We start from the raw sequence: 13,602 nt of genomic DNA, 5'->3' as shown, positions 1-13,602 counted from the left end.
GGACGCGACGCGCCGATGCCGCGAGGTTCCCGCAGCCGCCACCGACAGGCGAAAATGGATGCTTCGCCGGGACGCACCCGGTGCCGCGCCCGGTCCTGATGAACGCTTCGACGCACCTGTCCCCCGACGAGATCCGCAGCCTGTTCGCGCAGGCGATGTCCCGCATGTACCGCGACGAGGTACCGCTGTACGGCACGCTGATGGAACTGGTGTCGGAGGTGAATGCCGCGACGCTGGCCAACGATCCCTCGCTGGCCGCGCGCCTGCAGCGCAGCGATGCGCTCGACCGGCTGGACGCGGAACGTCACGGCGCGATCCGCGTCGGTACGCCGCGCGAACTCGCGACGCTGCGTCGCCTGTTCGCCGTGATGGGCATGCATCCGGTCGGCTACTACGACCTCGCCGTCGCCGGCGTGCCGGTGCACGCGACCGCGTTCCGCCCGGTCGATGCCGCGGCGCTGGCGCGCAATCCGTTCCGGGTGTTCACGTCGCTGCTGCGGCTGGAACTGATCGAAGACGTCGCGCTGCGCGACGAAGCGGCCGCGATTCTCGAAGCGCGCGAGATCTTTACCCCGCGCGCGCTCGCGTTGGTCGAACGCTTCGAGCAGGCAGGTGGGCTGACTGCCGACGAAGCCGACGAATTCGTTGCCGAAGCGCTGGAGACGTTCCGCTGGCACAGCGAAGCCACCGTGTCGCACGCGACCTACCAGGCGCTGCTGTCCGCGCATCGCCTGATCGCCGACGTGGTCTGCTTCCGCGGCCCGCACATCAACCATCTGACCCCGCGCACGCTCGACATCGACGCCGCGCAGGACGCGATGCAGGCGCGCGGCATCGACGCCAAGGCGGTGATCGAAGGCCCGCCGCGCCGTCGCTGCCCGATCCTGCTGCGCCAGACCAGCTTCAAGGCGCTGCAGGAGCCGGTGCTGTTTCCGGCAGGCGACAGCGCCGACGCCGGCACGCACACCGCGCGCTTCGGCGAGATCGAACAGCGCGGCCTCGCGCTGACGCGCAAGGGGCGCGCGCTCTATGACAGCCTGCTCGCGCGTGCGCGCGAGGCGGGCGGCGCCGGCAGCACCGGCGACTACGGCACGCGGCTGGCCACGGCATTCGATGATTTCCCGGACGACGACGACACGCTGCGCCGCGAGGGCCTCGGCTATTACCGCTACGCGCTGACCGATGCGGGGCGTGCGGATCCTTCGGCCGTCGCGCGCGGCAGCGTCGACGATGCGATCGCCGCCGGGCTCGTGACCGCCGACCCGGTGGTCTACGAAGACTTCCTGCCGGTCAGCGCGGCCGGCATCTTCCAGTCGAATCTTGGCGGCGGCGAACAGCGCGCCTTTGCGGCGCAGTCGAATCGCGATGCGTTCGAAGCCGCACTCGGTGCGGGCGTGCATGACGAGTTCGAGATCTACGCGCGGATCGAAGAAGGCTCGCTGGTGGCGACTGGCTGCAGACAACAAAGCCGCGTCACTTCCTGAGCTTCTCCATTATCGCCATCAACTCTTCCATGGTGAGATCTTTGGCCATCGATGCAAGGACCTCACGCTTCTTTCTGTCTTCAGCGCTATCCGCTCGTTTCTCTTGTCTGCGTACAACCAAGCTTTCTCTAAGCTTTTCGACATCGACGAGATCGAGCATTGCTTCAATGACTACAGGCCGAGCGACCCTGGCTTCCTTTGCTAGCGCGGTGATCCGAGCGTACTCACGCTGATCAAGCATTAGAGATTTTCGGGTTTGTGAGCCAGTATCGATAGCGGTCATAACTAAAGATCCATGTAGTTTTCAGACAGGCTGGAAGCGAGAGTTTGGTGCCTGGACATATATTCTGAAGCTCCAGATCACTTCTTGAAACGTTGACAGATCGACTCCGATCAGCTGCTCAGAGGTCAACACGTTATGAACTCTTCGGCAGTACACGATGCTGTCGAGAGTCGTGCTTTTGTTGGGCTACAGCCACCCCTTCTGCCGCGCCAGGCGATACGCCTCGATGCGGTTGCCGACGCCCAGCTTGCCGATAGCGTCCGACAGGTAGTTCCGCACCGTGCCGTGCGAGAGCCCGAGCTGCGCGGCGATCTCGCTGGCGCTCATGCCCTGCCCCGCGAGCCGCAACGCCTGTCGCTCGCGTTCGCTCAGCGGGTCGGGCTCGCTCCAGGCTTCCAGCGCGAGTTGCGGATCGATCGCGCGGCCGCCGTCGTGGACGCGGCGCAGGGCATCGGCGAGTTGTTCGGCCGGTGCGTCCTTGAGCAGATAACCGCCGACGCCGGCATCCAGCGCGCGGCGCAGAAACCCGGCACGGGCGAAGGTGGTGACGATCACCACGCGGACCGGGAGTTCGTGCCGCTGGATGCGCTGCGCGAGTTCGAGACCGGTGAGGCCGGGCATCTCGATGTCGGTCACCAGAAGATCGGGCGACAGGCGCTGCAGTTCGCGCCATGCCGATTCGCCGTCGCCGACGCTGCCGACCACCGACAGATCGTCCTCGAGATTCAGCAGCGCGGTCAGTGCGCCGCGCAGCATCGACTGGTCCTCGGCGATGAGGATGCGGAGCGGTTCTTCGGGCGTGGGCATGCGCGGCATGGCGATGACGGTAGCAGTTGGATGGCAGTCGAAAGACGAACGATGACGTGCGATGCGGATCAGCCGGCCTGCGGCGCGCCCAGCGGAATGCGTGCATCGATCCGCGTGCCGTCCGTGTTGCTGTCGATGCGCAACTGCCCGCCCAATGCTTCGATGCGCTCGCGCATGCCCGCCAAACCATTGCCTGGCACCATCGCGCCCCCACGGCCGTCGTCGCTGACCTGCAGCCGGATCGCGTCGCCTTCGCGCGAGAACTGCACCTGTGCGGTGTGCGCCTGTGCGTGCCGCTGCAGATTGGTGACCGACTCGCGCAACGTCATCGCCAGCGCGGTCTCCACGGCAGGCGACAGGCCGGCACCGGCGACGTCTGCGTCGAGGCTGTAGGCGAACGCCACGCCGTCGGTTTCCAGCAGCAGGCGCGCGGACGCGAGTTCCGCCGCCAGTCCCGCGGCGCGGATGCCGCTGACCGCCTGCCGCACCTGCGTCAGTGCATCGCGGGCGATGCCGCCGACCTCGCCGATCTCGCGCTGGGCGCCGGCAGGATCACGTTCGACGAGCCGCGCGGCGAGATCGGCCTTCAGCGCGACCATCGACAAGGTGTGCCCGAGCAGATCGTGCAGATCACGACCGATGCGTTCGCGCTCGCCGACCGCGGCCAGCCGGCGCACCTCGTCGTGCGACAGCCGCAGCGCGGCATCCTGCCGGTTCTTGAGGCGTTCCACGTGCACCAGCAGGCCGATCATCACCGTCGTCACCGGCATCCACGCCAGCGCCGACCATGGATAGCCGAGTACGCGCGCCCAGGTCAGCAAGGCGGCATTGAAGACGATCAACACGAGCACATAACGCCAGACCGAGCTCCGCGACAGCGCGCCGAGAAAGACGCAGCCGAACACGAAGTAGCTCAGTCCCGACACGTACCAGGGCAGCAGGCCGAAGCACAGCGCGAGCATGCCGAGCGCGCACCACGGCGAGCGGCGCGCCGGCAACAGCAGCGCACCCGCGAACAGGGCGATGAAGACCGGGTACGAAAGAAGCGTCAACAGCAGCCAGCGCAGGTCGTAACCCTGCGGCGAGAACATCGGCACGACGAACACCCACACCGACCACAGCACGTGGATGCCTTCGCTCCACGCCGGCCGGCCCTGACGCAGCGCGCAGCCGATGATCGAATCCGGCGCGGGCCGCAGGCCAGCGTAGGTGCGCAGCGGTGTCGGATCCGGGAGCGTGTCCATGTCGCGCAGCGTAGCCATCTCAGGTGTCCGCCAGAAGTGGCGGCTGTTCTGCGCCGTACCGGTCGGCCTGCATTTCAGCGCAGTTCCACGTCATCGAGCGCGAAGGCGAACGCGCCTTCCGGCTGGCCGGCGGTCCAGGCGATGCCACGTACCTGCATCAGATCCGCGCCGGCGAATCCGCTGAGCGGCAGGCGCACTTCGGTCCACCCGCTGCCTGCGTCGAAGCTCTGCATCGCCGGCATCGCGGTCGGCGATGCGCCGGAAAACAGCAGCGCGTTGTAACGCCGACCGTCGCCGCGCACGCGGAATACGAGTTCCTTGCGCGACGACAGGTCCGCGGGCTGCATCGCCTGCGCAGCCGGGAAGAAGATCACGCCCGACCACGGGAACGCGAAGCCCGGCTTGATCTCGCCGGTGACCGACAGCGCACCGGCCGAACCATTCACGCCGTCATCGATACGTGCATGCGCGACGGTCGACGCGCCGCCGGCCATCTGGTCGGTGGTCGGCGCCCAACTCCCGAAGCGGGCGTCGAGTCCGGTTTCGAAATCGCTGATGCGGGTGTCGTCCGGCACCGCGCCAGCCGATGCGGCGGCCGCGGGCTTCGTGCGTTCGACGCGCATGCCGTTCTTCCAGACGGTATCGATGCGCCTGGTCGCGGTGATGTCGTCGAGCGGGTTGCCGTCGACCAGCACCAGATCCGCGCGCAGGCCCGGGGCGATGCGGCCGCGGTCGGCGATGCCGAAGCGCGCAGCCGGGGCGGACGTCGCCGCGACCAGCGCCTGCTGCGGCGTCAGCCCCGACTGCACCAGCAATGCGAGTTCGCCGTGCAGGCTCGCGCCCTGTGCGGTGCCGGAGTTCGGTGCATCGCTGCCGGCGAGAATCCTCACGCCTGCCGCATGCAGGCGGCGCACGCTGTCGATCGCATCGACGAGGCGCTGCGGCTTCGGTGCCGTGGACATGCGTGCGCCGAGACTGTCGCGCTGTTCCGGCGTCAGCCACGGCGACAAGGCGGAATCGGCCGCGAGCTGGCCGCCTGCATCGGCGCCCGCCACCGAGGCGATCACCACCAGCGTCGGCACGACGAACACATCGCGTCGCGCGACCTCGGCGACGAAGGCATCGTCGGCCACGGCATCGTCGGCCACATGTACGAAGCCGTCGATCCCGGCATCCAATACCTTGCGGGCGCTGGCCTGCGTGGAGACGTGGGCGACCGCGATGCGATCGTGCGCATGCGCGGCATCGACGACCGCGCGGACCTGCGCGGCGCTCAGCGTGGGCAGCGTGCGGTTGCCGCCGTAGCCACTGAGGTCTTCAACGATCAGCTTGATGAAGTCGTCGCCTTCGGCCACGCGTGCGGCGATGAAGGTCGGGATGTCGGTGTCAGCGTCAACGGTCGGCACCGGGAATCCGAATTGCGTGCCGTGCCCGCCGGGCGCGGTGATCGCATAGCCCGCAGCCCACAGATCGGCCTGCGTGGTCGGCGCGTTGGACTCGCGTTGCGCGCGCAGTGCCGGCAGACGGTCCGGCATGCCGTGCATGTCGAGCCCGGTGGTGACGCCGAAGCGCAGCATGTCCTGCTGCGCGTTGCCCCAGGCGTGCACGTGCGCGTCGATCAGACCGGGCAGCAGCGTGCGGCCGGCGCCGTCGATGGCGGTGATGCCATCGGGCACCGCAAGGTCGGCGCCGACCGCTTCGATCAGGCCGTCGCGCACCACGACGGTGCCGCGCTCGATGACATCGACGCCATCGAAGATGCGCACGTCGCGGATCGCGAATCCAGCACCGGCCGTATCCATTGCCGGCGCTGCTGCCGGTGGCGACGTCTGTTGCCGCCCCGCCATCACCACTGCAAGGCCAAGCACCCCCATCAGGGCCACGACCGCGAGCACGCCTGGCCAGCGACGCTGGCCGTGCACACGTGTCTGCGTCATTGCGTTCTCCCTACCGTCGAAGCGGATGATTTCAGACCGCGCGCGCAAGGCGGCGCAACGCGAGCACACAGCAGGCCACGGTCACGACGGCCAGCACCACCAGATGCAGCCAGACCGACGTCGTACCTGCCTGCCCGGTCGCGCCGAGTGCGACCTGTGCCAGATGCCAGGCCGGCCACACCGGCGCGAGCGTCGCGAACACCCCGGGCAGCATCGACAGCGGCAGCCACAGGCCGGACAGGAAGGCCATCGGCAGGAACAGCAGGTTGACCCACGCCGGTGCCGCATTCGCGCTGGCGATGCTGCCCAGCAGCAGGCCGATCGCGCAGAACGGCAGCGCGCCGAGCACGGTCACCGTCCACAGCAGCGCCCACTGCCCTGCCGCCAGCGACACGCCACCGAACACGACCGCCAGCGCCGCGAGTTCCAGCACGATGACCAGCGCGAACAGCATCGCGATCAACAGACGCGAGACCAGCCACGCGCTCGGCGGCGCCGGCAGCGCGCGACGCAGGGCGAAGAAGCCGCGTTCGCGATCGATCGCCAGCGTCACCGCGAAGCCGAACAGGCCTGCGCCCATCGCACCGAACACGCCGTAGGTCGCGAGCAGATAACGTGCCGCTTCACCGCTGCCGCGCCCGCCGAGCAGCAGGCCGAACATCACGTAGAACAGCGCCGGGAACAGCAACGTCGGAATGATGTACATCGGCTCGCGCAGCAGCCGCAGCAGTTCGCAGCGCGTGTCGAGCAGATAGCAGCGCCAGAGGCTGACGCGTGTGCCGGTGTCGAGTGTCGTGTCCATCACGCGGCCTCCTGCTTCGAACCAGTCATGCCGTCGGCGGTCGCCGTCATCGCTACGAAGGCCTCTGCGAGGCCGGCGCGCTGTACTTCGAGATCACCGAGCTGCGGATCGGCATCCAGCAAGCGGCGCAGCACGGATTCCGCCTGCTCGGCCATCACCACCAGCTGCCCGTCGATGACATCGGCCGAGCGCACGCCGGGCCAGGTCGCGACGACATCGGCAGGCACGACACTCCTGCAGCGGATACGCCGCTGCGCGACCTGCGCCCGCACGTCCCCGGCGCTGCCATCGGCGCGCACGCGTCCGGCATCGAGCACGACCACGCGATCGGCCAGCGCTTCGGCTTCCTCCAGGTAATGCGTCGTCAGCAGAATGCCGACACCATCGGCGACCAGGCTGCGGATCGCGCGCCATACCTGCTGGCGCGCGCCGATGTCGAGACCGGTGGTCGGCTCGTCGAGAAACAGCAGCTTCGGTCGCCCGCACAGCGCGAGCGCGAACTGCACGCGGCGCTGCTGCCCGCCCGACAGCCGGCCATAGCGCCGGTCGAGCAACCCATCGAGCCCGCCCAGCGCGACACAGTCGGCGACGCTGCGCGGCTGCGGATACCAGCTGCGCGTCAGCGCGAGCAGCTCATCGACACGTAACCGCTCGGGCAACTGCGCCTGCTGCAGCATCACGCCGATGTGCCGGCGCGCGTCCAGATCGGAAGGATGCCGCCCGAACAGCATGACCTCGCCCGCATCGGCCGGCTGCAGGCCGAGCAGGATCTCGATCGCCGTGGTCTTGCCGGCGCCGTTGACGCCGAGCAGCGCGGTCACCTGGCCGGCAGGCAGCGCGAGATCCACGCCGTCGAGCGCCTGCACGGCGCCGCGGCGACGACGCACGCCCCGCAGGCTGGCCAGCGGCGTCGACGTCGCCTTCAAAGGGTCTGCAGTGAACGGGACTGGGCGCATCGCGGTTCCTCCGGGTTGCGTGCAGTCTCGGGTGGCGCGCGCCGCGCGGTCAGTCGCAGGCGTCATCCACTGCAGGTGACACACGTCAGGTGACCGCCGTGCCGGATGCGCGCAGACTCGGTCCGGCCCGCCGTTGCGGGCGCGTCGTTCGGCGCCCCGTCGGAAACTGACTTCCGGCAGGTTGGATCGCCCGACCCCCGCGGTCACACTCGCGCCAGTCGTCACGTCCTGCTTTCCATGGAACCCATGAATACCAAGGCCGACCTGCTCAACGAACTCCGCATCGACCGCAAGGCGCCACCCGAGCCGCCGCGGCGGCGCGGCCTGTGGATCGCCGTCGCGGTCGTCGTGCTGCTGCTCCTGCTGGTCGCCGGCTGGGCACTGTTCGGACGCGATGGCGGCGTCGAGGTGCGGACCGCGCCGGTGGTCGCGATCACCGCCGGCGGTGCGAATGCATCGGTGCTCGACGCCACCGGCTACGTCGTCGCCCGGCGCACCGCGACCGTGTCCTCGAAGATCACCGGCCGCGTGCGCGAGGTGCTGATCGAGGAAGGCCAGCGCGTCGAGGCCGGTGACATCATGGCGACGCTCGATCCGATCGACGCCGATGCGCAGCGCAACCTCTCCGCATCGCAGCTCGCCGCCGCGCGCAGCCAGACCGGCAGCGTGCAGGCGCAGCTGGCGCAGGCCGAGGCCGAGGCCACGCGCCTGCAGTCGCTGGTCGCGCAGCAGCTGGTGTCGCGCTCGCAGTTCGACCAGGCCGTGGCCCAGCGAGACGCGCTGCGCGCGCAGCTGGTCACCGCGCAGCGCAACACCCAGGTCGCGTCCGATTCGCTGGCGATCGCCGATCTCGGCGTCGACAACACCGTCGTGCGCGCGCCGTTCGCCGGCGTGGTCACCGCCAAGGCCGCGCAGCCGGGCGAGATCGTCTCGCCGCTGTCGGCCGGCGGCGGCTTCACCCGCACCGGTATCGGCACGATCGTCGACATGGATTCGCTCGAAGTGGAAGTCGACGTCGGCGAGGCCTTCATCGGTCGCGTGCAGCCGAAGATGCCGGTCGAGGCCACACTCAACGCCTACCCCGACTGGAAGATTCCGGCCGAGGTCATCGCGATCATTCCGGCCGCGGATCGCGGCAAGGCGACGGTCAAGGTGCGCATCGCGATCAAGCAGAAGGACGCGCGCATCGTGCCGGACATGGGCGTGCGCGTGAGCTTCCTCGAAGCGCCGAAGGCCGCCGATGCGCAGCAGCCCAGCGGTGTGCGCGTGCCCGGCGCAGCGATCGTGCAGCGGGGCGGCGCCGATGTCGCCTTCGTGCTCGGCGAGGACAACACGGTGACGCAGCAGGCGCTGGAGACCGGCATCGCCCTCGGCGACGACCGCCAGGTGCTGGCGGGCGTCAATGCCGGCGACACGGTCGTGCTCGATCCGCCCGAGACGCTGGCAGACGGCGCGAAGGTGCGCATGGCCGCCAGCGACGCCGACACGCGCTGATCGCGCCCCATATCCAACGAGCAGCATTCAACCCGGAGTGCGCCATGTCGTCCCTCGTCAGCATCCGCAACCTGCACAAGACCTACCAGCGCGGCCCGGAAAAGGTCGATGTGCTGCACGGCATCGATCTCGATATCCCGCAGGGCGATTTCGTCGCGCTGATGGGCCCGTCGGGTTCGGGCAAGACCACGCTGCTGAACCTGATCGGCGGGCTGGACACGCCGACCTCGGGCGAGATCGAGATCGAAGGCGAGCGCATCGACCGCATGAGCGCCGGCCAGCTGTCGAACTGGCGCAGCCGCCACGTCGGCTTCGTGTTCCAGTTCTACAACCTGATGCCGATGCTCAACGCGCAGAAGAACGTGGAACTGCCGTTGCTGCTGACCACGCTCGGCGGCGCGCAGCGCAAGCGCAATGCGGAAATCGCGCTGACCCTCGTCGGCTTGGCCGACCGTCGCACGCACAAGCCCAATGAGCTGTCAGGCGGCCAGCAGCAGCGCGTGGCGATCGCCCGCGCGATCGTGTCCGATCCCACGTTCCTGATCTGCGACGAACCCACCGGCGATCTCGACCGGCAGAGCGCGGAAGAGATTCTCGGCCTGCTGCAGGAACTCAACCGCGAGCACGGCAAGACCATCGTCATGGTCACCCACGATCCGAAGGCCGCCGAGTACGCGACCCACACGATCCACCTCGACAAGGGCGAACTGGTCGACACGCCCATCGGCGCGCACTGACCCACGCTTCTCCGGAGACGCACGATGAAATACCTGTCGCTGGTGTGGGCCCAGCTGTTCCGCAGCAAGACGCGGACGCTGCTGACACTGCTGTCGGTGGTCGCGGCGTTCCTGCTGTTCGGCATGCTCGATTCGGTGCGCGTGGCCTTCAATGCCGGTGGCAGTGTCGACGGCGCGAACCGCCTGATCGTGGCCTCGCGGCTGTCGATCACGCAGTCGCTGCCGGTGCGCCTGCAGGCGCAGATCGAATCGATTCCCGGCGTGCGCAAGGTGACGTACGCGATGTGGTTCGGCGGCATCTACCAGGACCAGCGCAACTTCTTCCCCAACTTCTCGGTCGCGCCGAACTTCTTCGACGTCTACGGCGAGTACGACGTGCCGCCCGAGCAGCTGCAGGCATTCCGCGACACGCGCACCGGCGCAGCCGTCGGCGAGGCGCTGGCCAACAAGTTCGGCTGGAAAGTCGGCGACACGATTCCGATGCAGGCGACGATCTTCCCGCGCGGCGGCAGCAACGACTGGCCGCTGGAACTCAAGGCGATCTTCCGCGCCAGGGACCGCAGCAACGTCGGCGCCGAGAACCAGTTGATGATGAACTGGAAATACTTCGACGAATCCAACGACTACATCAAGAACCAGGTCAGCTGGTTCACCGTGCAGCTGTCGAACGCCGACCAGGCCTCGCGCGTGGCGCAAGCGATCGATGCGATCTCGGCGAACTCCGACCACGAGACCAAATCGCAGACCGAATCGGCATTCCAGCAGGCGTTCGCCAAGCAGTTCGCCGACATCGGCCTGATCGTTACCGCAATCATGGGCGCGGTGTTCTTCACCCTGCTGCTGCTGACCGGCAACACGATGGCGCAAGCCGTGCGCGAACGCATTCCCGAACTCGCGACATTGAAGACGCTGGGCTTCACCGACGGCACCGTGCTGGTGCTGGTGATGGTGGAATCGGTGCTGCTGGTGGTGATCGGCGGACTCATCGGCCTGGGCCTCGCCTCGGCGATCATGCCGGGCGTGAGCGCGGCCAGCGGCGGCGTGATCGCGCTGCCCACGGTGCCGGCGCAGACCTGGCTGATCGGCCTGGGTCTGATGATCGGCATCGGCATCATCGTCGGCGTGCTGCCCGCGCTGCGCGCGCAGCGGCTGAAGATCGTCGACGCGCTGGCGGGGCGCTGACGTCATGACCCATCGCATTGCTTTCCGCCGCACGACGAACCGGATCGGACCGACATGAAAAGCCCGTGGCTCTGGAACCTGCTGTCGATCGTCGCGCTCGTCGTCGGGCTCGCGGTGTGGGTGGTGCTGCCCTGGTACGGCGTGCTGGCGATCGCGGTCGCCATCGCGCTCTGGCTGGTGCTCACGCGCGGCGGCCGGCTGGCGCTCGCGGCGGCGCGCATCGGCATCAGCAGCCTGCCGCAGCGCTGGGGCGCGTCGTCGGTGATCGTGGTCGGCATCGCCGGCGTGGTCGGCGTGCTGGTGGCGATGCTGGCGATGGGCGAAGGCTTCAAGGCCACGCTCAACAGCACCGGTGACGAGACCTCGGCCATCGTGCTGCGCGGCGGTTCGCAGGCCGAAACCAATTCGGTGATCACCCGCGACCAGGTGCCGCTGATCGGCACGCTGGCGGGCATCGCGCGCGATGCGCAGGGCCGCCCGCTGCTGTCGCCGGAACTGTCGCAGGTGGTCAATCTGCCGTCGAAGTCCGACGGCACCGACGTCAACGCGCAGTTCCGCGGCGTCGGCGAACTCGCCTGGGCCGTGCACGACAAGGTGCAGGTGATCGAAGGGCGCAAGTTCGCGCCGGGCCTGCGTGAGATCGTCGTCGGCCAGGGCGCACGCAGCCAGTTCCGCGGTCTCGAGGCCGGCAAGACGCTCAACCTCGGCAACCAGCAGTGGACCGTGGTCGGCGTGTTCGCGTCCGGCGATGCGCACGATTCGGAACTGTGGACCGATGGCGAAACCCTGGCGTCCACCTACAACCGCGGCGCCTACCAGTCGATCACCGTGCGCACCGACGGCACCGCTGGCTTCACCGCGTTCAAGACCGCGATGGATGCCGACCAGCGCCTGAAACTCGACGTCTCGACGACGCGCGCCTACTACGGCAAGCAGTCCGGCCAACTCGCCACGCTGATCAATGTGCTCGGCACGGTGATCGGCGCGATCATGGCGGTCGGCGCGGTGTTCGGGGCGCTCAATACGATGTACGCCGCGGTCGCGGGCCGCGCACGCGAGATCGCGACGATGCGCGCGATCGGCTTCCGCGGGCTGCCGGTCGTCGTCGCGGTGATGCTGGAGACGATGCTGCTGGCGTTGCTCGGCGGCCTGCTCGGCGGCCTGCTCGCGTGGAGCATCTTCAACGGCTACAGCGTCAGCACGCTGGGCAGCAACTTCAGCCAGGTGGTGTTCCAGTTCAAGGTCTCGCCCGAGCTGCTGTGGAACGGCCTGAAGTGGGCGCTGGGCATCGGCCTGGTCGGCGGCCTGTTCCCGGCCCTGCGCGCCGCGCGCCTGCCGGTCACCGCGGCGTTGCGCGCGACATGAGTGCCGCATCGCCCGACACGTTGTCGAACGCCGACATCGCACGCGAGATCCAGTCGCTGCAGAAGCGCGCGTTCGAACGCTACGAAGATGCCGCGCTTCGCGCCGAGGCCGATCCCGCACGCGCCGAAGTCATCTACGCCCAGGCCGAGCGTGACACTGCCCCGTGGATCACGCGCGCCACCGCTCTCAACGACGAACGCGTCGCGCGCTATCAGCGCCGTGCGAAACGCTGGCGCAATGCGGCGCTGGTGATCGGCGTGGTCGGTGCAGTGTTCGTGGTGTGGATGATGTCGCGCGCGGGTTGATTGTCGAAGACGTTTTCACTCGCAGAGCATTCCCAGCACACCCGAAGAAACGGATAGCGCGCTAGCAGTAACGCCTGGAGCCCCTCTCCCCAAGGGGTGAGTCGGCACGCCTGCGAGCCATTGGCTCGCGTTCCGGCGAACGCCCTCGCGTCAGCGCGAGGGCCGGGGCGCGGAGCGGGGTTGGGGTGAGGGGCCGACGCTCGCGGCAGAGTGATATCGATCAGCCAACCGATGGGTTTCGCTGCGCTCTAACCATCCTACGTGTCTGCTTTTTTTTCAGACCCCGCGATCCAGCAATCCGTCCGCCAGCGCCTGCGCCACGTCATCCGACGTGTCGATGTCCTGCGCCAGCGACGGCGCCTGCAGGCGGAACAGGTCCTCTTCCGGCAACGCCGCCAGCAACGCCCCGAATCCCCGATCACCTTCCAGCGCATCCACCTGCGAGAACAGGGTGTGCGACAGCACCGCCGGCGCGCCCGGGCGCTCGCCGTGCATCACCGCCGCGCAGCCCGAACGCACGCTGCGTGCGCCGTCCAGCAGCGCGCGCAGATGCAGGGCGTTGAGCGCAGGCTGATCGATGCCGGTCACCAGCACCGGCCCGCGATGTGCCTGCAGCGCGCGCGATGCGGCGACCAGACTGGCTGACAGGCCGTCGCGCCAGTCCGGCACCTCGTGCAGCTCGACGAAGCCGTGCAGCGACGGCGCGAGCTCGGCGACGACCGCGTCGTGATACGCGCCGAGCATCACCACGAGCCGGCAGGGATGCGTTTCCGCGACCAGCCGCACGACGCGCGCGACCAGGCTTTCACCGTCGCGGCGCAGCAGTTGCTTGGGCCGCCCCAGACGCGTACTGCCACCAGCGGCGAGCACGATTGCAGCATGCGCGGTGGTCATCGGCAAAGTCCGGCGTGACAGATCGACATCGCCGCACTGTGCCAGAAGGCCGGTGCAGCGGCCGGCTCACGCCGATGAACGGCGACCGTCTGTCATGCAGTTGTCATCGTAG

Annotated in this window: 13 protein-coding genes; 6 read left to right on the top strand and 7 right to left on the bottom strand. The window is 68.5% G+C overall.

The features are described 5' to 3' along the window. Positions 1–98 precede the first annotated feature (98 nt). Complete coding sequence (gene hglS / locus AC3A4E_RS16685; RefSeq protein ID WP_487632602.1) at positions 99–1,484, top strand: 2-oxoadipate dioxygenase/decarboxylase HglS; 1,386 nt, start codon at positions 99–101, stop codon at positions 1,482–1,484. Here hglS and AC3A4E_RS16680 read toward each other — a convergent pair. From AC3A4E_RS16680 to AC3A4E_RS16655, 6 genes are all read right to left on the bottom strand, one after another. Next, the gene (locus AC3A4E_RS16680) at positions 1,474–1,767 is read right to left on the bottom strand and encodes a hypothetical protein (RefSeq protein WP_487632601.1); all 294 of its coding nucleotides are present in this window, start codon (positions 1,765–1,767) and stop codon (positions 1,474–1,476) included. The genes hglS and AC3A4E_RS16680 overlap by 11 nt on opposite strands. 186 nt (positions 1,768–1,953) lie before the next feature. Beyond that, positions 1,954–2,574 carry a response regulator transcription factor gene (locus AC3A4E_RS16675; RefSeq protein ID WP_487632698.1) on the bottom strand — a complete coding sequence of 207 codons (621 nt, stop codon included), beginning with the start codon at positions 2,572–2,574 and terminating at the stop codon, positions 1,954–1,956. A 68-nt stretch (positions 2,575–2,642) separates the two neighbouring features. Next, a complete protein-coding gene (locus tag AC3A4E_RS16670) occupies positions 2,643–3,818 on the bottom strand; it encodes a sensor histidine kinase (RefSeq protein ID WP_487632600.1) in 1,176 nt (391 codons plus the stop codon). A 74-nt stretch (positions 3,819–3,892) separates the two neighbouring features. After that, positions 3,893–5,755, bottom strand: a complete 1,863-nt coding sequence (locus AC3A4E_RS16665; RefSeq protein ID WP_487632599.1) for a CIA30 family protein — start codon at positions 5,753–5,755, stop codon at positions 3,893–3,895. A gap of 31 nt (positions 5,756–5,786) precedes the next feature. Further along, the gene (locus AC3A4E_RS16660) at positions 5,787–6,557 is read right to left on the bottom strand and encodes an ABC transporter permease (protein WP_487632598.1); all 771 of its coding nucleotides are present in this window, start codon (positions 6,555–6,557) and stop codon (positions 5,787–5,789) included. Continuing rightward, positions 6,557–7,513, bottom strand: a complete 957-nt coding sequence (locus AC3A4E_RS16655) for an ABC transporter ATP-binding protein (protein WP_487632597.1) — start codon at positions 7,511–7,513, stop codon at positions 6,557–6,559. Before AC3A4E_RS16655 ends, AC3A4E_RS16660 begins: the two co-directional genes overlap by 1 nt. Before the next feature lie 246 nt (positions 7,514–7,759). On the opposite strand from AC3A4E_RS16655, the gene AC3A4E_RS16650 reads away from it, so the two are divergent. Genes AC3A4E_RS16650 through AC3A4E_RS16630 form a run of 5 tightly spaced genes read left to right on the top strand, consistent with a single transcriptional unit; the run spans position 7,760 to position 12,596 of the window. Then, the gene (locus AC3A4E_RS16650; RefSeq protein ID WP_487632596.1) at positions 7,760–9,007 is read left to right on the top strand and encodes an efflux RND transporter periplasmic adaptor subunit; all 1,248 of its coding nucleotides are present in this window, start codon (positions 7,760–7,762) and stop codon (positions 9,005–9,007) included. 44 nt (positions 9,008–9,051) lie between these two features. Beyond that, on the top strand, positions 9,052–9,744 hold the full coding sequence (locus tag AC3A4E_RS16645; RefSeq protein ID WP_465074993.1) for an ABC transporter ATP-binding protein: 693 nt from the start codon (positions 9,052–9,054) through the stop codon (positions 9,742–9,744). Positions 9,745–9,768: 24 nt separating this feature from the next. Continuing rightward, positions 9,769–10,926 carry an ABC transporter permease gene (locus AC3A4E_RS16640; RefSeq protein WP_487632595.1) on the top strand — a complete coding sequence of 386 codons (1,158 nt, stop codon included), beginning with the start codon at positions 9,769–9,771 and terminating at the stop codon, positions 10,924–10,926. Positions 10,927–10,980: 54 nt separating this feature from the next. Continuing rightward, positions 10,981–12,291, top strand: a complete 1,311-nt coding sequence (locus tag AC3A4E_RS16635; protein ID WP_487632594.1) for an ABC transporter permease — start codon at positions 10,981–10,983, stop codon at positions 12,289–12,291. Next, positions 12,288–12,596: a hypothetical protein gene (locus AC3A4E_RS16630; protein WP_487632593.1), complete on the top strand. Its 309-nt coding sequence runs from the start codon at positions 12,288–12,290 to the stop codon at positions 12,594–12,596. Before AC3A4E_RS16635 ends, AC3A4E_RS16630 begins: the two co-directional genes overlap by 4 nt. Before the next feature lie 276 nt (positions 12,597–12,872). Here AC3A4E_RS16630 and AC3A4E_RS16625 read toward each other — a convergent pair whose 3' ends face one another. Continuing rightward, positions 12,873–13,490 carry a nucleotidyltransferase family protein gene (locus tag AC3A4E_RS16625; RefSeq protein WP_487632592.1) on the bottom strand — a complete coding sequence of 206 codons (618 nt, stop codon included), beginning with the start codon at positions 13,488–13,490 and terminating at the stop codon, positions 12,873–12,875. Positions 13,491–13,602 lie beyond the last annotated feature (112 nt).

This window comes from Luteimonas sp. Soil_N_1, from assembly GCF_057656255.1.
This window is presented reverse-complemented; position numbering and strand designations above follow the sequence as displayed.

Coding starts and splice junctions, on each gene's coding strand:
- hglS (WP_487632602.1), top strand. CDS start 99: ATGAACGCTTCGACGCACCTGTCCCCCGACGAGATCCGCAGCCTGTTC.
- AC3A4E_RS16680 (WP_487632601.1), bottom strand. CDS start 1,767: ATGACCGCTATCGATACTGGCTCACAAACCCGAAAATCTCTAATGCTT.
- AC3A4E_RS16675 (WP_487632698.1), bottom strand. CDS start 2,574: ATGCCCACGCCCGAAGAACCGCTCCGCATCCTCATCGCCGAGGACCAG.
- AC3A4E_RS16670 (WP_487632600.1), bottom strand. CDS start 3,818: ATGGACACGCTCCCGGATCCGACACCGCTGCGCACCTACGCTGGCCTG.
- AC3A4E_RS16665 (WP_487632599.1), bottom strand. CDS start 5,755: ATGACGCAGACACGTGTGCACGGCCAGCGTCGCTGGCCAGGCGTGCTC.
- AC3A4E_RS16660 (WP_487632598.1), bottom strand. CDS start 6,557: ATGGACACGACACTCGACACCGGCACACGCGTCAGCCTCTGGCGCTGC.
- AC3A4E_RS16655 (WP_487632597.1), bottom strand. CDS start 7,513: ATGCGCCCAGTCCCGTTCACTGCAGACCCTTTGAAGGCGACGTCGACG.
- AC3A4E_RS16650 (WP_487632596.1), top strand. CDS start 7,760: ATGAATACCAAGGCCGACCTGCTCAACGAACTCCGCATCGACCGCAAG.
- AC3A4E_RS16645 (WP_465074993.1), top strand. CDS start 9,052: ATGTCGTCCCTCGTCAGCATCCGCAACCTGCACAAGACCTACCAGCGC.
- AC3A4E_RS16640 (WP_487632595.1), top strand. CDS start 9,769: ATGAAATACCTGTCGCTGGTGTGGGCCCAGCTGTTCCGCAGCAAGACG.
- AC3A4E_RS16635 (WP_487632594.1), top strand. CDS start 10,981: ATGAAAAGCCCGTGGCTCTGGAACCTGCTGTCGATCGTCGCGCTCGTC.
- AC3A4E_RS16630 (WP_487632593.1), top strand. CDS start 12,288: ATGAGTGCCGCATCGCCCGACACGTTGTCGAACGCCGACATCGCACGC.
- AC3A4E_RS16625 (WP_487632592.1), bottom strand. CDS start 13,490: ATGACCACCGCGCATGCTGCAATCGTGCTCGCCGCTGGTGGCAGTACG.